This is a genomic window from Bacillus sp. lyk4-R2A-2, assembly GCF_030209735.1.
In the GTDB taxonomy this organism is placed as follows: domain Bacteria; phylum Bacillota; class Bacilli; order Bacillales; family Bacillaceae; genus Bacillus; species Bacillus pumilus.
Window position 1 is genome coordinate 402770 of record NZ_JARVRK010000004.1, and the last position, 21480, is coordinate 424249.

A 21480-nucleotide genomic window follows, 5' to 3' on the forward strand; every position below is an offset into this window, starting at 1 on the left:
GAGTGTATAGATCTGCAAAAGGAGGAGAACAGAAGATGAAAAATGAAAAAGCAGTCGTTGTCTTTAGCGGGGGACAAGACAGTACGACATGTTTATTATGGGCACTTCAACAATTCGAAGAGGTAGAAACCGTGACCTTTCATTATAATCAGCGTCATCAAGAAGAAATTGATGTCGCCAAAAGAATTGCTGACAAGTTAGGTGTGAAGAACCATCTATTAGATATGTCTCTTTTGAATCAGCTGGCACCAAATGCTTTAACAAGAGATGACATTGACATTGAGGAAAAAGAAGGAGAGCTGCCTTCCACATTTGTACCAGGACGAAACTTAGTATTCTTATCTTTCGCTTCTATTCTTGCGTATCAGATCGGTGCAAGACATATTATCACAGGTGTATGTGAAACAGACTTTAGCGGCTATCCAGATTGCCGTGACGAGTTTGTAAAGTCTTGTAATGTCACAGTGAATTTGGCGATGGAAAAACCATTTGTCATCCATACACCACTCATGTGGCTCAATAAAGCAGAAACATGGAAGCTGGCAGACGAGCTGAATGCATTAGATTTTGTGAAAAATGAAACGCTCACTTGCTATAATGGCATCATGTCTGATGGCTGCGGGGAATGTCCTGCGTGTAAGCTTCGGAAAAAGGGCTATGACACTTATATGGAAATGAAGGAGGCAAAATAAATGCTTTCTCAAATCTATCCACAAACGAATCATCCATACTCATTTGAATTGAACAAGGATATGCATATATCAGCTGCCCATTTCATCCCAAGAGAGGATGCAGGTGCTTGCAGCCGTGTACATGGTCACACGTACACCATCAATATAACCATTGCTGGAGATGACCTAGATGAATCGGGTTTCCTTGTCAATTTTAGTACACTGAAAAAACTTATTCATGGACAGTATGATCACACGCTACTCAATGATCATGAGGAATTCTCATCAACCGATCCATACGCGATGCCTACTACAGAGGTTGTGGCAAAGACAGTGCATGACAAAGTCGCAGCATATTTATCGACTTTAGCAAATAAACCAGTATGTGTTCAGGTCTTTGTTAGGGAGACACCAACAAGCTACTGCATTTACCGGCCGAAACGAGTTGAACACAATGGCTAAAGCAATTCCTGTATTAGAAATCTTTGGTCCGACCATTCAAGGAGAAGGGATGGTCATTGGACAAAAAACCATGTTTGTCAGAACGGCTGGCTGTGACTACTCTTGCAGCTGGTGTGATTCCGCCTTTACTTGGGATGGATCAGCAAAGCATGACATTCAGTGGCTTCACGCAGAGGACATTGTCAAGGAATTAAAAAGAATAGGCGGACAGGCTTTTTCTCATGTCACCATTTCAGGGGGAAACCCTGCGCTTTTAAAGCAAATGGAATCACTTATTGATTTGTTACACGAAGAAGGAATTGATACAGCGCTTGAAACACAAGGGACAATGTATCAGGACTGGTTTTTGAAAATTGATGATTTAACCATTTCTCCGAAGCCACCAAGCTCAAATATGAAAACAGATTTCGCGAAACTCACACGTATCATAGATGAGCTGAAAAACGGAAATAGATTGCAGCATGCAAGCCTAAAGGTCGTGATTTTTGACGATCATGATCTAGCCTATGCAAAGGATGTTCATGCGAAATATCCAGAGCTTCCTTTTTATTTGCAGGTAGGAAATGATGACACGACAACAGGTGATGATGCGTACTTATTGACGCACTTATTAAAGAAGTATGAAGCGCTTGTCGATCAAGTAGCGCAAGACCCAGACTTAAATCGCGTAAGAGTGCTGCCGCAGCTGCACACATTATTATGGGGCAATAAACGAGGCGTATAGAAAGGAAGAGACGACATGACGACAAGAAAACCAGAAGAATTAGAAGGTGTCACTTTACTAGGAAATCAAGGAACCAATTATTTGTTTGATTATGCACCACAAGTGCTTGAAACATTTCCGAATAAACATACAAATAGAGATTATTTTGTGAAATTCAACTGCCCAGAATTTACGTCACTTTGTCCGCAAACAGGTCAGCCGGATTTTGCGACAGTTTATATCAGCTATATCCCAAATGAAATCATGGTTGAAAGTAAATCATTAAAATTGTATTTGTTCAGCTTCCGTAACCATGGTGATTTTCATGAGGATTGTATGAATATTATTATGAACGATCTCATTGAATTGATGGACCCAAGATACATTGAAGTATGGGGCAAATTTACACCAAGAGGCGGTATTTCAATTGACCCGTACACGAACTACGGAAAACCTGGTACCAAATATGAAGAAATGGCTTCATATCGCATGATGAATCATGATATGTATCCTGAAACGATTGATAATCGCTAATAAAGGAAAAGACATGCCTAATGACATGTCTTTTTTTATGGGTTTGAATGGGATGAATTAGATTGAAGTGATAAAAAAAGAGAAGAGTCATGTCGCTCTCCTCATAAAAATGGGAATAGAACTTGCTAGGACGGCTGGGGGCTACCAGCTCGTAAATTTATTATACATGACAGAACGTATGTTTGTAAAGATGATTTGTGTTTTTTGCTTATCTTATTTGCTTTGAGATAAAATAGAGGCAATGAACGAATAACGGAGGCGTTTGAGTTGGCAAACAAAGAAGAAAAGACAGAGAAGCTGCTGAGGGAGCTAAAAGAAGAGCTTCAAATGCTTGAACATCAAAACAAAGAACGATATAAATGGAGTGCCTCCACATTGCTTGGAGTGATTGCACTTTTAATCGATAAAGGCGTTATCACCCCAGAGGAAGTTGACATGTACAAAACGAAAGCGGAAATGCAAACCTTTCATACGCAAAAAGACTGACACTAGTACAGGTGAAATAATAAGAAAAGGACATAACAAATTGATGAATCAATTTATGTTATGTCCTTATTTCTGCATCTATTTTTATGGTATTAAACAAGTTTATACATTAAAACATCGTCCCAGTATTCATGTTCACTTATTTTAAATTCTTTTATTTTACGACCTTCTTCTCTGAATCCCATCTTTTTGTACAAAGAAATGGCCTTTTGATTTGTAGAGAATACGGCTAAACTAACCTTTTCGATCGAAGGATTCATTTCTGCCCAATTTAATAACGCTGTTAGCAACATTTCCCCTACGCCTAAACCTCTAAAGCTCTTATGAACCATCAAACCAAATGAACCTGCGTGGGCAGTTCTTTTTCTATTTGATCCATTTTCAAATGCTATAAACCCAATGACTTTTCCGTCTTTTTGAGCAACTATGTACGTTTCGTTTTCGTTCTCTATTCTTTTTTGTATCCAAGCCTTGTGTTCTAAAAGGGTTTTTTTGTTTTCTTCAGGCGTTGTAAGTAAATAATCTGATTCAGCAATCACTGATGACTGTATGTCTAAAGTAGTTTCAGCGTCTTCCATATTCCCAAAACGCACAATGATATCATTTGAATTTTGCATTTTAGTTTCTCCTGTCTAGAGCTAATACTGCATCTCATCACTTTATAAAAATAGAAAGTTGTCTGAAATACTATTCACCTTTTCAACAAATAAATGAACAGCTTTGCTTCGTATTTACGTATGTATCGATAGTCTGAATTGAGGATTGCAAATTAATGTACGGAGTCTTTGATGATTTTATAGTTTTTATGATTAACGACTGTTAGTGAATCCAGTTCTAAATCTCTATAGTTGTCCATAATGGTGACATCCACAATGACAGAGTTTTCATTCACTTTTTCAACTACACCTGTTAAACCATTTCTAAATTCGATCACATTTCCAATTTTTGCAATCTTCAACCGATCCCTCTCCTTTAAAAACAGATTTCATTCCCTATTAAAAAGTATTTTGCAATATTTTCATACCAATGTAAAGGATAAAGACGTTTTTGTTTCGTTTTCGTTGTATGCTTTCCTAACGGATGATATATTTAATATTTGATGATGGCTGTAAAGGAGCGGTTTATTTGACGGAAGAACAAATCCTCACAATACTTGAATCGTTACGAAATGGGACAGAAAAGCAAGTGACCATTCAAAAAGATGATTTTTTAACGTTTCGTTCGATCTTGGTGAATCAAGATGATTTTAAGTATTTTCGCGGGATTGCGAAACATGGTGGAGATGTTATTTTTGAATATCTTACAGAAGCAAGAAGCTAAAGCTTTTTCTCATGAATGAGAGAAAGCTTTTTTATTTTAGTTCTTTTGTCACACTTCAAACGAGCTTGATACATCTGAAAAGAAAATGTAATAACCCATAATCAGGAGCATAAGGATGATTATAGGCGGAAAAGGGGTCTTTTTAAGCGCTAACAATTCCAGTTGATACGCAATTCAACTAGGACATGCCATTTAATGACGGAATTTGGTTAGGCATGCAAATCTTTGTGCGTGAAAATAGAAGGAGCTCTTGTTAGAGTGGACAAGTATCTTACCGCCTACTTTAATTAAAGGAGGAATGAGGCGAATGATGAAAATTCATACCGCTCTTTTTGTCATCCTTATGCTAATCGCAGCCATGAAGATGGACAACATACAAGAGCAGCAAGGCACATTAAGTCACAAAATTTCACAAGCACCTGTTAAGCATGAGCTTTCATATATAGATCAAGATGAACACGATCAAGTCATCCCAGCATTTTCAGAGGAGAAGCGTCAGCCGAAAGTCAAAATGCTAAGTACGTCTTCAGAAAAAATGTCTTCAAAACCGAAGCAAAAGAAAAGAGTAAAATCAGAAACGACGAACGAGGAAAGCGCCAAACGCTATTCTAATGAGGAAATGGAACTGCTCTCACGATTGGTACATGCTGAAGCGAAAGGTGAATCTTACGCAGGTAAAAAAGCTGTGGCAAGCGTCGTCTTAAACAGGGTGGAGCATCGCTCTTTTCCTGACAGTGTCAAAGGTGTTATTTATCAGCGAAATGCTTTCCAGCCAGTATCGAATGGAAGTATTCATGATAAAGCAGATCAAGATTCTGTTAAAGCTGTGAAGCAAGTAGTGAAAGAACATGACAGAACAACAAAGGCCATTTATTTTTATAATCCCAAAACGGCAACAGATAACTGGATTCGTTCTCGCAAAATTGTAGAACGTATCGGTCGTCACGTATTTGCTGTATAAAGAAATGAAGCGATCAATCAGATCGCTCTTTTTTTTGTCTTCATTTATCAAAATATTTTCAGGACTTGTCTCATAGAATGTGAAAAGAATTTGCTTTAGATAAAGGGGAGGCTACATGAATCGATTTGTAAAAGGGGTCATTCTGCTATCTGTCGCAGCTTTCATTGCGGAGTGTATAGAGTTTTTAGTCAATATGATTTTAGCGAGAGAGCTTGGAGAACATGGAATGGGTCTATATATGAGTATCCTTCCAATCATCATGCTGGTCCTCGTGATTGCCAGCTTAGAGCTGCCAGTCTCCATTTCTAAATTCATTGCAGAATCGCATGAGCGGCTCCATAAAAGTATGCTCCGCCATGCGTTTAAAATGACGCTTGTGGTGACATGTACAACAACGGGGATCGCTGCGATTGTCCTGCCGTTCATTCCAGTGTTTCAGTCGTATCATCCGCTCATGAAAGGGCTTGTGCTGTCTCTTATTCCAATTATTGCGTTTACCTCGATTGCACGCGGCTATTTTATGGGAAAGCAGCAAATGGGCAGGATCGCTCTTGCCAATATGCTGAAGAAAACGATCCAGCTTATCTGCCTGTTTTTGTTCTTCCATTGGTATTCGTTTGATATTGAAACAGCGGTACTCATTGCCATCGGTGTCATTGTCGCGAGTGATCTTGTCGTCTTTATTTATTTATACTCCCAATACGTCATGGCGAAAAATGCTGTCAATGTCAGGTCTGTTGAATTAAGAGGAATTGACGTGAGAAAGCGCCTATTAGCTGTCTCCATTCCAACAACGGGCATGCGGATTTTTCATGCGATCGCAAATGCGATAGAACCGTTTTTAATCAAAGGTGCCCTTATTGCTGCAGGCATCTCTGGATCACTTGCTGTTGATCATTACGGCATGCTGGCTGGTGTCGCGATGTCGATCGGTTTTTTCCCTGCATTTATCGCTCATTCCATCATGATTGTGATGATTCCGAGTGTATCTGAAGCCTATGCTTTAGGTCAGTATGCCCTTGTGAAAAAACGTGTCAGGCAGGCAATAATCATTACGTTTGGGTACGGGGTACCGGCAGTGATGGTGATGTATTATTTTGCTTATCCGCTTACACAGCTCTTTTTTGATTCACCGCAAGCTGCTGTCTACTTACAGCTGCTTTGGCCGTACTTTTTATGCCACCTGTTTGTGATGCCATTTCAAGCGTGCTTAATCGGTATGGGGCTCATTAAAGATGTGTTCCTACATAATATATGGGTGCATGTCGTCTCGTTTTCAATGGTGTATTTTCTCGGGTCAATTGAAAGCTTGAATATGATGGGGGTTATATTAGGGATGAATACGGGCATGCTCCTCTTGACTGCACTGCATTATGCGACGATTTGTAAGGAGCTCGGCGTTTCCATGTTTCTTAGAATGAAAAAAGCTTGAATGTCCTCTTCGTCGAGCGGGCAAGCTATAAGAAAACTGGGAAGGAAGATCCTGATGAATCGTAAATATCTACCCGCCAGTCTTCTTATAATGACCCTGCTTCTATTACTCATAGGCAGCGAGGCTGAAGCGAAAGAGCCCGTTATGGCGCCAAGGATAGAGGCTCGTGCATTAACTGGTGAAACGCAGATGATTCCGGCGAAAGGAAAAAAGACCATTTTGCATTTTTGGACAACATGGTGCCCGTCCTGCAAAATGGAGCTGCCCGTATTTGACCAGATCGTGAAAGAAAATCAGAGTGATGTTGATATCTTAACGGTGAATTTACTAGGGGCTGAACAAAGTAAACATGCGGTTGCCCAATTTGTGAAAGACAGAAAGTTTACATTCCCGGTCATACTAGATGAGCGAGGGGAAATGATGAAGAGATACCAAATCATCACCATTCCAACCAGCTTTTTGATAAATGAAAAAGGGGAAATTGTGAAAAATCATGTAGGTCCACTGACGAAAAAACAAATCAAGGAGTGGACGGATTTTTAGAACGAAACATGATTTCAAGAACCAAGGATCATTCTTCCTTTGGTTCTTTTTTGTGTTCAATTGCTTTTCATCTGAATAAACTGTGCTCAGAAGAGATGAAAGGATCTACATCAATAATGATAATTATTATCAAAAAGAAATTATAATAATTATTAATTGAAAATCGGTCAGAACCTGTTATAATGAATAACAGACCTATAAAAAGCTTGAAATAGCAGAAAATATAGATGAAAAAAGGAAACGGGCAACAATTGATGATGTGAAAACCATTATCAATTAGAGAGGAGAAAACAATCATGAATGAGAATACAGCACTTTATCAAACAACAAATCAAAAGGAATCGAAATGGTCCCTTCATCAATGGACACAGCACGGAGAATTAATAGCAGCGGGTATCTCAGGGATTCTCATTTTGGTTGGATGGATGTTAAAGGATGAGAGCATGTGGAGTATTCCTTTATTTATCCTTGCGTTTATAATTGGAGGTTTTGCAAAAGCGAAGGAAGGAATTGAAGAAACCATTTCGTCTAAAAGCTTGAATGTTGAACTTTTAATGATTTTTGCAGCTATAGGCTCAGCAATCATTGGATATTGGGCAGAGGGCGCGATCTTAATTTTTATTTTCTCACTTAGTGGTGCGCTTGAAACGTATACATCAAATAAAAGCAAGAAGGATTTAACAGCTTTAATGAGCATCGCACCAGATGAAGCGACTTTAATTGAAGAAAATGGTACGACCATTCAAGTCTCTGCTTCATCATTAACACCAGGTGACCGTATCATGATCAAAGCTGGGGAACGTATTGCAGCAGATGGTGTGATTTTAAGCGGAAGAACAAGTGTGGATGAATCTGCGCTTACGGGCGAGTCTGTGCCCCAGGAAAAAGGGCAAGGCGAAGATGTGTTTGCGGGAACAGTGAACTTAAATGGTTCCTTAACAGTAGAAGTGACCAAACATAATGAAGAAACGCTTTTCCATAAAATTATTAAACTTGTCGAATCGGCTCAAGAAAGTGTGTCACCAAGCCAGGCATTTATTGAAAAATTCGAAGGTGCGTATGTAAAAGGTGTACTGATCACCGTCGCGATTTTAATGGTTCTGCCTCATTTTGTACTAGGCTGGAGTATGAGTGAAACCTTCTACCGGGCCATGGTGTTTATGGTTGTTGCATCACCTTGTGCGCTTGTTGCATCCATTATGCCAGCTGCTTTGTCACTGATCTCAAACGGCGCAAGAAACGGAATGCTTGTTAAAGGGAGCGTCTTTTTAGAAAAGCTAGGCACTAGCAGCATGATTGCTTTTGACAAAACGGGGACGATTACAAGCGGAAAGCCAGCTGTGGAGCAGGTGGTGATCGCTAAAGGACAAGAGGAAGCGGCCTTTTATCAGGCGCTTTATCAAATTGAAAGTCAATCAAACCATCCATTAGCGAAAGCGATCTCTGATATGGCACAAGAGCAACAAATAGAAAGATCAGCTCATGTCACCATTGAAGAAACCTCTGGTTTTGGTGTAAAGGCACAATTGAATGGAGAAACGTGGCGGATTGGGAAGAAAGACTTTGCTGGCAAGGCTTCAATGGACCGCGAGATTGAAGAGACAGGAGAGCATCTTTCTGAAAAAGGATATACAGTGGTGTATGTTCAAAAGGATCAAGAAGTCGTTGGGTGCCTTGGCCTTAAAGATCAAATTAGACCTGAAGCGAAAAAAATGATTCAAGAGCTGAATGATTTAGGCATCCAAACCGTCATGCTGACAGGAGATCAGCAAAAAACGGCTGAAGCCATTGCGCAGGAAGCCGGCATCCAAAAGGTTGTTGCTGGGTGCCTTCCAGATGAAAAGGTACATGAGGTCAATCAACTTAAAAAACACGGTAATTCCATCATCATGGTAGGAGACGGAATCAATGATGCACCGGCACTCGCCACAGCAGATGTGGGGGTTGCGATGGGCGGAGGCACAGACGTGGCTTTAGAAACAGCAGATCTGATCTTAATGAAGAATAATTTAAATAACTTAACGAAGATGATCCGTCTTTCAAGAAAGATGAACCGAATTATTAAGCAAAATATTATTTTCTCATTAACGGTGATTTGTTTGTTAATTTGTGCGAATTTCTTACAAGTGCTTGATTTGCCTTTTGGCGTCATCGGGCATGAAGGAAGTACGATTTTGGTCATTTTAAATGGACTGCGTCTGCTTCGTGCATCTTAAGCAAATCATCATAGCGCACTTGGCTTCTGCCAGTGCGCTTTTGTGCGAAATAAAGCAAAAACTGATACAATAGATCAGTAGTAAAACGTGTGAGGAGGATCACGATGAACCGAATGAAGAGCTTGTCTTCTTGGCTAAAGGAAAAAGACATTCAAGGTGCATTTATACATACAAAGGAAAATGTGTTTTATCTATCTGGATACTTCACAGAGCCGCATGAAAGAGTAATGGGGCTGTTTGTGTTTCAAGAGGCAGATCCATTTTTTATTTTGCCTAAAATGGAAGTCGAGCAGGCGAAAAATGCTGGGTGGTCAGGCGATATCATTGGTTATGAAGACCATGAGAATCCATTTGATTTCATTCAGTCAGCAGTAGAAAAACGCGGTGTAAGAGCAACTCGACTTGCAATTGAAAAAGAGTCGATTCCGCTTCAAAGAGCAGAACAGCTTCAAGCTGCCACTGGGGCAGAAACTTTTGTCCGGGCAGAAGAAGAGCTCAATCAGCTGAGGCTGATTAAAGATGAATCTGAAATTGCTACACTGAAAAAAGCAGCTCAATTGGCAGATGAAGGGGTAAAAATTGGGGTGAACGCCTTAAAAGAAGGAGTCACCGAAACAGAAGTGCTCGCTGTCATTGAATATGAGCTAAAGAAAAAAGGCATTCAAGGCATGTCCTTTTCGACGATGGTTCTCTTTGGCGAAAAATCAGGAGAGCCTCACGGAAATCCAGGACAGGCAGCCTTAAAAAAAGGCGACTTTGTGTTATTTGACCTTGGAGTCATTGTTGATGGGTACTGCTCAGACATTACAAGAACATTCATCTATCAGGAAGCTTCTGATCAGCAAAAGGACATCTATCAAACCGTCCTGAACGCAGAAATGGCAGCACTAGAAATGAGTAAGCCGGGTGTGAGAATTGGGGACCTGGACTTAAAAGCACGCGGGCTGATCACAGAAGCTGGATATGGGGACTATTTCCCTCACCGCCTTGGGCATGGTCTAGGGGTGTCTGTTCATGAGTTTCCTTCGATGAGCCAGGCAAATGATGATCTTCTCCAAGAAGGCATGGTGTATACGATCGAACCTGGGGTCTACGTCCCAGGAGTCGGCGGCGTCAGAATTGAAGATGATGTATTGATCACAGCAGACGGTCCAGTCACTTTAACCAATTATCCGAAAGAGCTGACGATCATCAAGTAATAAAAAAATCACGATGAACGTCCATGTCTTGGAAGTGTCATCGTGATTTTTTGTCACTCTTTTCGATCCTTATCAACAAAAAAATCATCAATTGATTCAAACGGTTTGATTTTATGTTCTTTTCCTAAAGGATGTAGTGCAAAACGAGCAGAAAACAAAACAGTCATACATAATATAATCCATATGATGAAACCCATCTTGAATTCCCCTTTCCATCCAGTGATTTGTTCAGCTCACATACATCTTAAAGTATGAAACGCTTACCATAGCAAGAGAAAGTAGGAGAAAAAATGGCAAACATAAGGGAGATTGCGAAAAGAGCGGGCGTATCTGTGACAACTGTATCACGTGTGTTGAATGATCATCCTTATGTCAAAGAGGAAAAACGAGAACGTGTTCTACATGCGATGAAAGAGCTCAAATATACGAGAAACATTCAAGCTGTCCATTTAGCAAAGGGCTATTCAAATATGCTTGGCATCGTTCTTCCGACGATTGAACACTCTTATTTCAGCGGCCTTGTCACAGGTATTGCAGAAAAAGCACAGGCGCACGGTATGCATTTTGCTTTATTTCAAACGGGGTATGATCCATTAAAAGAAAAAGAAGCGTTAATGAGTTTAAAAGAACGCCGTGTGGATGGTTTAATATTTTGTTCAAATGCGTTAAGTGATGGGCATATTTTAAAGTGGCAGGAATCTGGGCCGATTATATTTTGTCATCCCACGCCGCATGATACATGCTCAACAGTGACAATTGCACATGATCAAGCATTTAAGGAAGGCCTGCATCATTTGGCAGCATGCGGCCATCAACGAATTGCGATTGTTCTCGCCAGAACAGAAGGAGCGAATAGCGAGTCGCGCCTTCAGGCTTATCAAGAAATGATGAAATCGCTCGGGCAGGAGATTGATGAAGAATGGATCATCGAAGGGAAACTAACACTTTTTGATGGAAAACAATTATTTACAGAGTGGCAGGAGATGAAGAATCGCCCCACAGCATTATTCATCACAAATGATGACGTATCAGCAGGCTTTTTATTAGAGGCGCAGCGTCATCATATAAAAGCAGAAGAAACTCCAGCCATACTGAGCTTTCAATTTAACCAATTAAGTGAGGCTTTGGGGATTTCCAGCATTGATATTCCGCTGAAACGAATGGGTCAGGAAGCGTTTGACTTGTTCGATCGGGCCATAAAGGGAGAGATGCCAGAGAAAAGAATGCTGCCATTTCGCCTGATCGAGCGATCAACCACCGTTTTCAAAAACAATCGTTGACGCACGTTTCATCTGTTTTGTACGATAAGAGGGATTGAATAAGAAGGAGGTGGGGATGTTCATGGAATCCTTCACCGTTGATAAAGCGTTAAATAATAATGTCATCATTGCAAGACACCCTTCTTTGGGCGAAGTAGTTCTGATTGGGAAAGGAATCGGCTTCGGGAAAAAATCGGGTGATGTTCTCGATCAAGATACATTTGAAAAAATGTTTGTCCTTAAAAATACAAAGGAACAAACAGAATATAAACAACTGCTTCACCACATTGATGAGAACATGATCGAGCTTGCCAATGACGTCATTTATCATATACGAGAAAAAATGGGACACCGTTTGAATGAGCATATTCATATTGCCCTGACTGACCATATTGCCTTTAGTTTTAAGCGGGTGCAGCAAGGATATGATATCACCAATCCCTTTATGCTTGAGACGAAGTCGTTGTATCCGAAAGAATACGAGGTCGCAAAGGAAGTCGTTGAGCTCATTAACGAGCGTCCTGATGTCGAAACAAAGCTGCCAGAAGGAGAGATTGGCTTTATTGCGCTCCATATTCACTCAGCTTTAACGAATCGGCCATTATCTGAGGTGAACCGTCATTCGCAGCTCATCACGCAAATGGTCCAAGTCATAGAAGATTCATTTCATATGAAAGTAGACAGAGAAAGTATTCATTATTTACGCTTATTGCGCCATATTACGTTTTCGATTGAGCGTATTAAACGGGAAGAATCTTTAGAGGAGCCAGAAAAATTGCTTCATCTATTGAAAAATGAATATCCTTTATGCTACAATACTGCTTGGAAAATGATCAAAATATTACAACATGCATTGAAAAAGCCTGTACAAGATGCAGAGGCTGTCTACCTAACCCTTCATCTGTACAGATTGACAAATAAAATTTCATAGTTTCCTTGAAACGTGTAACTGATTCGATCAGGCATGAGTGACTTAAGGTAAATACAGGATAAGATCCTGTTATTTGCGCAACCTTATATCACCATGCCTTTTTTTGTGTTTGAAAGTGAAATGTAAACGGTTAACTATGAAATGTATGTCAGGGAGCGTCCCGCTTGTATGTTGTAAGCGAAAATAAAAGGAGGTTCAACTAGTGTTTAAATCACTTTTTGGTGTGTTGCAAAAAATTGGACGAGCACTTATGCTTCCAGTTGCGATCCTTCCTGCTGCTGGTATTTTACTAGCACTTGGGAATGCGATGCAAAATCCGCAGCTGATCGATGTGGCTCAATTTTTAAGCAATGATACAATTCAGCTTGTTGCAAGCGTCATGGAAAATGCGGGGAACATTGTCTTCTCGAATCTTCCGCTCTTATTTGCTGTAGGGGTTGCCATCGGTCTTGCTAATGGAGACGGTGTGGCAGGGATTGCCGCAATTATCGGTTATCTTGTCATGAACGTAACGATGAGTGCCGTATTAATGGCCAACGGATCCATTCCATCCGATTCAATCAAATTGGCTAAGTTCTTTAAGGAAAGCCACCCAGCATATGTTAATATGCTCGGCATACCGACCTTGTCTACCGGAGTTTTTGGCGGGATTATTGTCGGGGTATTAGCAGCTTATATGTTTAATAAATTTTACAAAATTGAGCTTCCGCAATATCTTGGCTTCTTTGCCGGTAAGCGTTTTGTTCCAATTGTTACATCTATTTCAGCACTTATTTTAGGGCTTTTGATGCTAGTCATTTGGCCGCCAATCCAAGGTGCACTGAACTCATTTTCAACAGGACTGCTTGCAGCGAATGAGCCGCTTGCTGCCTTTGTATTCGGTGTCATTGAACGCTCATTAATTCCGTTTGGTCTGCACCACATATTCTACGCGCCATTCTGGTATGAGTTCTTTAGCTATAAGAGCTTATCAGGAGATATTATCCGTGGTGATCAGCGTATCTTCATGGCGCAAATCAAAGATGGTGTTCAGCTGACAGCTGGTACATTCATGACAGGGAAATATCCGTTCATGATGTTTGGTCTCCCAGCAGCAGCACTTGCGATTTACCATGAAGCAAAACCAAAGAATAAAAAGCTTGTCGCAGGAATTATGGGATCAGCAGCTCTGACTTCTTTCCTAACAGGGATTACTGAACCACTTGAATTCTCATTCTTGTTTGTTGCACCAGTGTTATTTGCAATCCACTGTGTATTTGCTGGATTATCCTTTATGATAATGGATATTCTAAACGTGAAAATCGGTATGACCTTCTCAGGAGGATTAATCGATTTCTTCTTATTCGGTATCTTGCCAAACAGAACCGCTTGGTGGCTTGTGATTCCAGTTGGTCTCGCACTTGCTGCTATTTATTACTTCGGATTTAGATTCGCCATTCGCAAATTTAATCTGAAAACGCCAGGCCGCGAGGATGAAGCAGCTGACGGTGCAGATAGTGCTAAGTCTGAAAAGGGTAATGACTTACCTTATGAAATTCTTGAAGCAATGGGTGACCAAGAAAACATTAAACACCTTGATGCTTGTATTACGCGTTTACGTGTCACTGTTAATGATCAGAAGAAAGTGGACAAGGACCGCTTGAAAAAGCTTGGTGCTTCAGGAGTTCTCGAAGTTGGGAACAACATCCAGGCCATCTTCGGTCCTCGCTCTGATAATTTAAAAACACAAATGCAGGACATCATTGCAGGCCGGACGCCTCGTCCAGCGAAAGACCCTTCTGCAAAAGAAGAAGTCAGCCAGCAGGTCGAAGAGGTCATTGCAAAACCGCTTCAAAACGAACTAGGTGAAGAAATCTTTGCATCACCAATTACAGGGGAGCTTCATCCGATTACAGATGTACCAGATCAAGTATTCTCAGGGAAAATGATGGGTGACGGTTTCGCCATCTTGCCAACAGATGGAATGGTGGTTTCACCGGTGAAAGGGAAGATCTTAAATGTATTCCCAACGAAACACGCAATTGGCCTACAATCTGACGGTGGACTTGAAATTTTGATCCACTTCGGTATTGATACGGTCAGCCTCAAAGGAGAAGGATTTGAAGCATTTGTACAAGAGGGAGATCAAGTAGAAATCGGTCAAAAACTCTTAGAGGTTGATATTGATAAAATTAAGTCTGAAGTACCATCTTTAATGACACCAATTGTATTTACCAACTTAAGTGAAGGACAATTTATTGACCTTCAAGAAGCCGGTGAAATCAAAGCTGGTCAAGAAAACATCATGAAAATTTCAAAATAATTTTCATAACTGCCGTTCTTGTTAGATGACAAGCTCGGCAGTATGATATAATATTGTGGATGTATTAATTGTATAAAAAGGAGATTGATAAAAATGGCTCAACAAACATTCAAAGTAACTGCAGATTCTGGAATTCACGCACGTCCTGCAACAGTACTTGTACAAACTGCTAGTAAATATGATGCTGATATCAACTTAGAATATAATGGTAAAACAGTGAACCTGAAATCTATTATGGGTGTAATGTCTCTAGGAATTGCGAAAGGTGCTACAATCACAATCTCTGCTTCTGGTTCTGATGAAAATGATGCACTTGCTGCGCTTAAAGACACAATGAAAAGTGAAGGCCTAGGCGAGTAATGCAACAACTGAAAGGAATCGGTGCTTCATCAGGCGTTGCGATTGCAAAAGCATATCGTCTGGAAGAACCAGATTTAACAGTTCACCAAAAAGACATCAACGATCCAGAGACAGAAGTGAAGCGTTTTGAAGAAGCAATTCATGTTTCTAAACAAGAACTTGAAGCAATTAAAGAACATGCGCTAAAGGAGCTTGGCCAAGACAAAGCAGATATCTTTTCTGCACACCTTCTTGTGTTAAGTGATCCAGAGCTGCTAAACCCAGTAAAGGATAAAATCAACTCTGATAAAGTAAATGCTGAATTTGCTTTAAAAGAAACAGCGACAATGTTTGTTACGATGTTCGAAGCAATGGACAACGAATACATGAAGGAACGTGCAGCGGATATTCGCGACGTAACAAAACGTGTAATTGGACATTTGCTAGGCGTTGACATTCCGAATCCAAGCATGATTTCTGAAGAAGTGGTCATCATTGCTGAAGATTTAACTCCTTCTGATACTGCTCAGCTGAACAGACAATTCGTCAAAGGGTTTGCGACAGATATCGGCGGTCGTACTTCTCACTCAGCGATTATGGCAAGATCAATGGAGATTCCAGCTGTTGTTGGAACAAAAGAAGCAACAAAAACGGTGAAAAATGGTGATCTGATCATTGTTGATGGTATTAGCGGAGACGTCATCATTCAGCCTTCTGAAGATGAAGTGAAAGCGTATCAAAAAAAGCATGAAGACTATTTAGCTAAAAAAGCGGAATGGGCGAAACTGGTTGACCAGCCAACGGTCACAAAAGACGGCGTTCACGTAGAGCTAGCTGCAAATATCGGAACACCTGAAGATGTAAAAGGTGTGCTTGAAAATGGCGGCGAAGCAGTCGGATTGTACCGTACAGAATTTTTATACATGGGCAGAGATCAGCTTCCTACAGAAGAAGAGCAGTTCGATGCGTATAAAACTGTTTTAGAGAAAATGGAAGGCAAAGCAGTGGTTGTCCGCACACTAGATATTGGTGGCGATAAAGAACTCCCTTACTTGCAGCTTCCAAAAGAAATGAACCCGTTTCTTGGCTTTAGAGCGATCCGCCTTTGCCTCGAAGAACAGGAGATTTTCAGAACACAGCTACGCGCCTTACTTCGTGCAAGTACATATGGAAACTTGAAAATCATGTTCCCTATGATCGCGACGTTATCAGAATTTAGAGAAGCAAAAGCCATTTTACTTGAAGAAAAAGAAGCATTGGTTGCCGCTGGTACAGACGTATCCGATTCCATTGAAATCGGTATAATGGTAGAAATTCCATCAACAGCTGTCATTGCAGACCAATTTGCAAAAGAAGTGGATTTCTTCAGTATTGGAACGAATGACTTGATTCAATACACAATGGCTGCTGATCGAATGAACGAACGAGTGTCTTATCTTTACCAGCCTTACAATCCAGCGATTTTACGTCTGATTACGCTTGTTATTGAAGCAGCGCATAAAGAAGGTAAATGGGTTGGCATGTGCGGAGAGATGGCAGGAGATGAAATCGCAATTCCTCTTCTTCTTGGATTAGGATTAGATGAATTCTCAATGAGTGCAACATCTATTCTTCCAGCAAGAACTCAGCTAAGCAAGCTTTCTAAGGAAGAAGCGGCATCATTTAAAGAGCATATTTTATCACTTAGCACGACAGAAGAAGTGGTTGATTTCGTGAAGAAAACGTTTCAACATAACTAAGTGAATTCAAACCAGACAGTAACCCTGTCTGGTTTTTTTGTCGAATTTTATCATATTGGGTCATATCCGTCAGAGAGAAGGGCATTCTATAAGAAAAATGGAGGTGACCAGATTGCCTTTCTCAGACTATAAACCGGGTGATCAAGTATATGTGATTTATCGAAATCCACATGCAGCAAACGTAGCACAAATCAAAGAAGCAGAAATCGTTTCACATCCATACAACGAAGAGGAGCTTGCCCTATTCTTACTTGAAACGTACCATCCTTTAGCTCCAGATGATGCGGTCTTTCCGACATATGAAGAAGCAGAAGCTCTTTATCAAGATTTATTTGAATAAGGGAGATTTTAGAAAGGATAAAAGCCATCCTGCACGGTTAAAGTAACGGTATGAAAACCTATAAGGTAAGGATGTGCTAAATATGATCAAACCTTTTGTGCCCCAGCTTGTGTACATTGAACCACGGGCGTTAGAGTACCCGTTAGGACGAGAGCTGAAGGAAAAGTTCGAGGGGATGGGTATTGAAATAAGAGAAACGACTTCACATAACCAAGTAAGAAATATTCCGGGTAAAAATGACTTACAAAAGTATCGTAATGCGAAATCAACGCTTGTCATTGGTGTGAGGAAAACGTTGAAGTTTGATACGTCTAAACCATCTGCGGAGTATGCGATCCCATTTGCAACAGGCTGTATGGGGCATTGCCATTATTGCTACCTGCAAACGACGATGGGAAGTAAGCCATACATTCGAACATATGTGAATGTTGAAGAAATATTAGATCAGGCGGAGCAGTACATGAATGAGCGTGCGCCGGATATCACGAGATTCGAAGCTTCTTGTACGTCAGATATTGTAGGAATTGACCATTTGACACATACACTAAAGAAAGCGATTGAATACTTCGGCCAAACTGATCTTGGTAAGCTTCGCTTTGTGACCAAATTTCATCATGTCGATCATTTACTTGATGCAAAGCATAATGGCCGGACAAGATTCCGCTTTAGCATCAATGCGGATTATGTCATTAAATATTTCGAACCTGGAACATCACCGCTTGATCAGCGGATTGAAGCGGCTGTCAAGGTCGCAAAGGCAGGCTATCCTCTTGGCTTTATTATTGCCCCAATTTACATTCATGAAGGCTGGCAGGAAGGGTATAAAGTTCTTTTTGAAAAGCTAGATGCAGCCCTTCCTGAAGATGTGAGGCACGATATCACCTTTGAAATGATCCAGCATCGTTTTACAAAACCAGCGAAGCGTGTCATCCAAAAAAACTATCCGAAATCAAAATTAGAATTAGATGAAGAAAAAAGAAGATACAAGTGGGGTAGATATGGGATTGGGAAATATATCTATCAAAAAGATGAGGAACAAGAGTTAAGGAAGACTTTAGAATCATATATTGATCGGTACTTTCCGTCTGCGAAAATTGAATATTTCACTTAAAGCAAGCCTTTAGGGCTTGTTTTTTCTATTTAAATTTTCTTGCAACTATTGAATGCGGTACTAATTTTGCCGATATACAAAATAAGAAACGTAGGGGTGATGAGATGTTTAAGAAACTTCAAGTAAGAATAGCTGTTTTTATCTCAGTTATTTTAATTTTAACCGTCGTGGCAGTTCAAGTTGGTTCTAACGTAGTATTAACACCACTTATTGAACGAGATGCAAAAACCACCACAGCAGCAATGACCGAAAGCATGAAAGACATCATTACAGAAAAGCTTGATAATTACGCCAATACAATTAATAAACTGGCAACAAGTTCACTGGCTGAAAATTTTGCGCAAAAACAAACAAAACAAACATTAGCTTTTGAAAAAGATGAACTAAAAAACATGCAGGAACAGGATAAACTTATTTCGTTTGCCTATATTGGAACTAGTGATGGCAAAATGTTCTCTTTCCCAGAGTTCGATCTTGGCGAGGGGTATGATCCATCTAAACAAAATTGGTTTGTCCAAGCAGCTGAAAAGCCTGATCAGGTCGTTTGGACCAATCCATATATCGATGAAGCAACGAAAGAAACGGTTGTCTCAGCCACTAAAGCAATTGTCCGAGATGGAAAGGTTGTTGGAGTCGCTGGACTTGATCTGAAGCTGTCTTCCATACAATCCTATGTAAAGGAACAAAAGATCCCTTATATGGGTACCGCTTTCTTAGTTGATGGCAAAGGAACGATTTTGGCGCATCCAAAAGAGCAAGGAAAAAACATATCAAAAGTTGCTTCTGTGAAAAAAGCAATCGACAATTCAGGTATTGATGACAGCAAAGAACTGACGGTTATATCTAAAATCAAAGAAGCCGATTGGACGGTTGGTGTTAGCTTTGAGAAAAAGAAACTGCTTTGGATTACAGAACAAATGAATCAGACAAGTATCATTATATCCGTCATTGCTATTATTCTTGCGATGATCCTCAGCTTCTTATTGGCAAGAAGCATTACAACGCCAATCAAGCGTCTAACAGGGCATGTGCGTAAAGTGTCAGAAGGCGATTTAACAAGTACGCTTGAAGTGAAGTCCAAAGATGAAATTGGTCTCCTCACGAAAAGCTTTAATCAAATGATAGAGGACATTAGAGAGTTAATTGAAAAAGTGAAAGGGGCTTCAGACCAAGTAGTGACATCAACGGATGAAGTCACACAAATTTCAAATGAAACCTTGCTGTCGAGCGAACAGATTGCAACCGCCATTCAAGAGGTGGCAACAGGGGCATCTAAGCAGGCATCAGATGCAGAAACAATTAATGAGAAATCAGAGCAATTGTATGAGAAAGTGCGCCATATGGGTGAGCTTGCCTCACAAATGCAAACCAACTCAAAATCATCTGAGGATGCAAGCTATAAAGGGCTTGATGCACTTGGTGTGCTCGTTCAAAAATCAACACAAGCGAACGAAGAATCGAAAAAGGTAGAGCAAATGCTGCTTGACCTTGAGCATAAAACGAAAAATATCGAAAACGTGGTGACAGCCATCTCTCAAATCTCGGATCAAACGAATTTACTTGCACTGAATGCAAGCATTGAAGCAGCGAGAGCTGGAGAAAGCGGACGAGGATTTGCTGTTGTTGCAGAAGAAGTCAGAAAGCTTGCTGAACAATCTGCGCAATCAACAAAACACATTAGTGAAACCGTCAAACTCATTCAAAATGAATCGAAGAAGGCGGCTGAAGCGATGACAGCAGCAAGTAAGATGAATGAGGAACAAGGTGACGCCATTAATGCAACAGGTGAGGCACTGAGCAGCATCACAATGGAAATGCAGGCACTTGTCGGTACAATCGACAGCATTCATACACAGATCAATGAAATGACAGAAGAACAGCAGAAGATGAGTGACTCCATTCAAAGCATTGCTGCAATTTCAGAAGAATCGGCGGCTTCAGCTGAGGAAGTGCATGCGTCTACAGATGAACAAGTCCAAGTTTTAGAAAGAACGAAAACCTCGACTGAAATGCTGAACGAATCAAGCAATGCATTACGTCAGGCAGTAGATCGGTTTAAGCTGTAAAGAAGCGGAAAGGAACCTTGCGACGTGAGCAAGGTTCTTTTTGTATGATAAAATAAAGCAAAGGAGGTGTTGACATGAATGTCAATTTATCTGGAAAAAAAGCATTGGTCGCTGCAAGTAGTCAAGGTATCGGAAAAGCGATTGCCTTTGCTCTAGCAAAAGAGGGAGCAGATGTGATGCTTTCAGGAAGACATGAGCACACGCTGACAGAAACGGTGAAAGAATTATCTCCGCTTGTAAAAGGAAAGCTGACTTATCAAGTATGTGATGTGTCTGACGCGCAGCAAATCAAGGCGCTAGTTCAAGCGGCAGCTGGTGATGAGAAGTGTGTAGACATTCTTGTGAACAATACAGGCGGGCCTAAAACAGGGACGCTTGAAACCTTAACAGATGAAGACTGGATGGAATCATTTCAGCTTCATTTACTCAGCTATATTCGATTATTAAAAGAGGCCTTGCCTTATTTGAAAAAACGCGGTGCACGCGTGTTAAACATTGCGTCTATGTCAGTAAAAGAACCGATCCCAGGCTTGATGCTGTCAAATACTTTTAGACCGGCTATTGCCGGCTGGACAAAAACAGCCGCTCAGGAGCTTGCTAAGGATGGGATTTTGATTAATACGTTAGCCCCAGGGAAAATTGAAACAGACCGCGTCAAACAGCTCGACAAGCACCGCGCGCAGGCAGAGCACCAAACGGTTGAAGAAATCAAAGCACAGGCTGAACGTATGATTCCGCTTGGCCGTTATGGACAGCCAGAGGAATTTGCAGCATATGCAGCCTTTCTTTTATCTGAAGCCAATACATATATGACAGGTCAAACACTTATCATTGATGGTGGATTGACAAAGTCTCTTTAAGGAGGA

22 protein-coding genes are annotated in these 21480 nt (G+C 40.6%); 20 read left to right on the plus strand and 2 right to left on the minus strand.

Features of this window, described 5'->3' with window-relative positions; translation table 11 throughout:
- Positions 1–35: 35 nt before the first annotated feature.
- The 5 genes from queC to QRN39_RS04850 all read left to right on the plus strand — a co-directional run bounded on the left by queC (position 36) and on the right by QRN39_RS04850 (position 2856).
- Positions 36–692, plus strand: coding sequence for a 7-cyano-7-deazaguanine synthase QueC (gene queC / locus QRN39_RS04830; protein WP_003211973.1), 657 nt, complete (start codon positions 36–38; stop codon positions 690–692).
- On the plus strand, positions 693–1133 hold the full coding sequence (gene queD / locus QRN39_RS04835; protein WP_003211826.1) for a 6-carboxytetrahydropterin synthase QueD: 441 nt from the start codon (positions 693–695) through the stop codon (positions 1131–1133).
- Positions 1126–1857: a 7-carboxy-7-deazaguanine synthase QueE gene (gene queE / locus QRN39_RS04840; protein ID WP_050945163.1), complete on the plus strand. Its 732-nt coding sequence runs from the start codon at positions 1126–1128 to the stop codon at positions 1855–1857. Before queD ends, queE begins: the two co-directional genes overlap by 8 nt.
- Positions 1858–1872: 15 nt before the next feature.
- On the plus strand, positions 1873–2370 hold the full coding sequence (queF, locus tag QRN39_RS04845; RefSeq protein ID WP_003211403.1) for a preQ(1) synthase: 498 nt from the start codon (positions 1873–1875) through the stop codon (positions 2368–2370).
- A gap of 267 nt (positions 2371–2637) precedes the next feature.
- Complete coding sequence (locus tag QRN39_RS04850; RefSeq protein ID WP_284906298.1) at positions 2638–2856, plus strand: hypothetical protein; 219 nt, start codon at positions 2638–2640, stop codon at positions 2854–2856.
- Positions 2857–2948: 92 nt separating this feature from the next.
- Here QRN39_RS04850 and QRN39_RS04855 read toward each other — a convergent pair whose 3' ends face one another.
- Both QRN39_RS04855 and QRN39_RS04860 read right to left on the minus strand, forming a co-directional pair.
- Entirely contained in the window at positions 2949–3473 is a 525-nt protein-coding gene (locus tag QRN39_RS04855; protein WP_003211151.1) for a GNAT family N-acetyltransferase, read from the minus strand.
- Positions 3474–3625: 152 nt separating this feature from the next.
- Entirely contained in the window at positions 3626–3814 is a 189-nt protein-coding gene (locus tag QRN39_RS04860; RefSeq protein WP_003211747.1) for a YkvS family protein, read from the minus strand.
- A 167-nt stretch (positions 3815–3981) separates the two neighbouring features.
- Between QRN39_RS04860 and QRN39_RS04865 the strand changes: the two genes are divergently transcribed.
- The 15 genes from QRN39_RS04865 (at position 3982) to QRN39_RS04935 (ending at position 21474) form a co-directional block, all read left to right on the plus strand.
- Positions 3982–4176: a hypothetical protein gene (locus QRN39_RS04865; RefSeq protein ID WP_044139794.1), complete on the plus strand. Its 195-nt coding sequence runs from the start codon at positions 3982–3984 to the stop codon at positions 4174–4176.
- 307 nt (positions 4177–4483) lie between these two features.
- Positions 4484–5137 carry a cell wall hydrolase gene (locus QRN39_RS04870; RefSeq protein ID WP_284906302.1) on the plus strand — a complete coding sequence of 218 codons (654 nt, stop codon included), beginning with the start codon at positions 4484–4486 and terminating at the stop codon, positions 5135–5137.
- A 115-nt stretch (positions 5138–5252) separates the two neighbouring features.
- Positions 5253–6569: a polysaccharide biosynthesis protein gene (locus QRN39_RS04875; RefSeq protein WP_106029806.1), complete on the plus strand. Its 1317-nt coding sequence runs from the start codon at positions 5253–5255 to the stop codon at positions 6567–6569.
- 54 nt (positions 6570–6623) lie between these two features.
- Positions 6624–7112, plus strand: a complete 489-nt coding sequence (stoA, locus tag QRN39_RS04880; protein ID WP_284906305.1) for an endospore biogenesis thiol-disulfide oxidoreductase StoA — start codon at positions 6624–6626, stop codon at positions 7110–7112.
- Between the two features lie 296 nt (positions 7113–7408).
- Entirely contained in the window at positions 7409–9328 is a 1920-nt protein-coding gene (locus tag QRN39_RS04885; protein WP_251190921.1) for a heavy metal translocating P-type ATPase, read from the plus strand.
- Between the two features lie 104 nt (positions 9329–9432).
- Positions 9433–10527 (plus strand): M24 family metallopeptidase, encoded by a 1095-nt coding sequence (locus QRN39_RS04890; RefSeq protein ID WP_003211922.1) that lies wholly within the window; start codon positions 9433–9435, stop codon positions 10525–10527.
- 290 nt (positions 10528–10817) lie between these two features.
- Positions 10818–11807, plus strand: coding sequence for a LacI family DNA-binding transcriptional regulator (locus QRN39_RS04895; protein ID WP_284906308.1), 990 nt, complete (start codon positions 10818–10820; stop codon positions 11805–11807).
- 55 nt (positions 11808–11862) lie between these two features.
- Positions 11863–12717, plus strand: a complete 855-nt coding sequence (gene glcT, locus QRN39_RS04900; RefSeq protein ID WP_003212366.1) for a glucose PTS transporter transcription antiterminator GlcT — start codon at positions 11863–11865, stop codon at positions 12715–12717.
- A gap of 202 nt (positions 12718–12919) precedes the next feature.
- The gene (gene ptsG / locus QRN39_RS04905; protein ID WP_284906309.1) at positions 12920–15019 is read left to right on the plus strand and encodes a glucose-specific PTS transporter subunit IIBC; all 2100 of its coding nucleotides are present in this window, start codon (positions 12920–12922) and stop codon (positions 15017–15019) included.
- Between the two features lie 93 nt (positions 15020–15112).
- A complete protein-coding gene (locus QRN39_RS04910) occupies positions 15113–15379 on the plus strand; it encodes a phosphocarrier protein HPr (protein WP_003211078.1) in 267 nt (88 codons plus the stop codon).
- Entirely contained in the window at positions 15379–17097 is a 1719-nt protein-coding gene (gene ptsP, locus QRN39_RS04915; RefSeq protein WP_050945158.1) for a phosphoenolpyruvate--protein phosphotransferase, read from the plus strand. Before QRN39_RS04910 ends, ptsP begins: the two co-directional genes overlap by 1 nt.
- A 97-nt stretch (positions 17098–17194) precedes the next feature.
- Complete coding sequence (locus QRN39_RS04920; RefSeq protein ID WP_044331928.1) at positions 17195–17437, plus strand: transcriptional regulator SplA domain-containing protein; 243 nt, start codon at positions 17195–17197, stop codon at positions 17435–17437.
- An 82-nt stretch (positions 17438–17519) separates the two neighbouring features.
- Positions 17520–18548 carry a spore photoproduct lyase gene (splB, locus tag QRN39_RS04925; RefSeq protein ID WP_284906310.1) on the plus strand — a complete coding sequence of 343 codons (1029 nt, stop codon included), beginning with the start codon at positions 17520–17522 and terminating at the stop codon, positions 18546–18548.
- Positions 18549–18652: 104 nt separating this feature from the next.
- Positions 18653–20614 carry a methyl-accepting chemotaxis protein gene (locus QRN39_RS04930; RefSeq protein WP_226805110.1) on the plus strand — a complete coding sequence of 654 codons (1962 nt, stop codon included), beginning with the start codon at positions 18653–18655 and terminating at the stop codon, positions 20612–20614.
- A gap of 74 nt (positions 20615–20688) precedes the next feature.
- Positions 20689–21474 (plus strand): SDR family oxidoreductase, encoded by a 786-nt coding sequence (locus QRN39_RS04935; protein WP_268458754.1) that lies wholly within the window; start codon positions 20689–20691, stop codon positions 21472–21474.
- Positions 21475–21480: the final 6 nt, after the last annotated feature.

What these genes read in the sequence shown, in the direction of transcription:
- queC (WP_003211973.1), top strand. Translation starts at nt 36, where the DNA reads ATGAAAAATGAAAAAGCAGTCGTTGTCTTTAGCGGGGGACAAGACAGT.
- queD (WP_003211826.1), top strand. Translation starts at nt 693, where the DNA reads ATGCTTTCTCAAATCTATCCACAAACGAATCATCCATACTCATTTGAA.
- queE (WP_050945163.1), top strand. Translation starts at nt 1,126, where the DNA reads ATGGCTAAAGCAATTCCTGTATTAGAAATCTTTGGTCCGACCATTCAA.
- queF (WP_003211403.1), top strand. Translation starts at nt 1,873, where the DNA reads ATGACGACAAGAAAACCAGAAGAATTAGAAGGTGTCACTTTACTAGGA.
- QRN39_RS04855 (WP_003211151.1), bottom strand. Translation starts at nt 3,473, where the DNA reads ATGCAAAATTCAAATGATATCATTGTGCGTTTTGGGAATATGGAAGAC.
- QRN39_RS04870 (WP_284906302.1), top strand. Translation starts at nt 4,484, where the DNA reads ATGATGAAAATTCATACCGCTCTTTTTGTCATCCTTATGCTAATCGCA.
- QRN39_RS04875 (WP_106029806.1), top strand. Translation starts at nt 5,253, where the DNA reads ATGAATCGATTTGTAAAAGGGGTCATTCTGCTATCTGTCGCAGCTTTC.
- stoA (WP_284906305.1), top strand. Translation starts at nt 6,624, where the DNA reads ATGAATCGTAAATATCTACCCGCCAGTCTTCTTATAATGACCCTGCTT.
- QRN39_RS04885 (WP_251190921.1), top strand. Translation starts at nt 7,409, where the DNA reads ATGAATGAGAATACAGCACTTTATCAAACAACAAATCAAAAGGAATCG.
- QRN39_RS04890 (WP_003211922.1), top strand. Translation starts at nt 9,433, where the DNA reads ATGAACCGAATGAAGAGCTTGTCTTCTTGGCTAAAGGAAAAAGACATT.
- QRN39_RS04895 (WP_284906308.1), top strand. Translation starts at nt 10,818, where the DNA reads ATGGCAAACATAAGGGAGATTGCGAAAAGAGCGGGCGTATCTGTGACA.
- glcT (WP_003212366.1), top strand. Translation starts at nt 11,863, where the DNA reads ATGTTCATGGAATCCTTCACCGTTGATAAAGCGTTAAATAATAATGTC.
- QRN39_RS04910 (WP_003211078.1), top strand. Translation starts at nt 15,113, where the DNA reads ATGGCTCAACAAACATTCAAAGTAACTGCAGATTCTGGAATTCACGCA.
- ptsP (WP_050945158.1), top strand. Translation starts at nt 15,379, where the DNA reads ATGCAACAACTGAAAGGAATCGGTGCTTCATCAGGCGTTGCGATTGCA.
- QRN39_RS04920 (WP_044331928.1), top strand. Translation starts at nt 17,195, where the DNA reads ATGGAGGTGACCAGATTGCCTTTCTCAGACTATAAACCGGGTGATCAA.
- splB (WP_284906310.1), top strand. Translation starts at nt 17,520, where the DNA reads ATGATCAAACCTTTTGTGCCCCAGCTTGTGTACATTGAACCACGGGCG.
- QRN39_RS04930 (WP_226805110.1), top strand. Translation starts at nt 18,653, where the DNA reads ATGTTTAAGAAACTTCAAGTAAGAATAGCTGTTTTTATCTCAGTTATT.
- QRN39_RS04935 (WP_268458754.1), top strand. Translation starts at nt 20,689, where the DNA reads ATGAATGTCAATTTATCTGGAAAAAAAGCATTGGTCGCTGCAAGTAGT.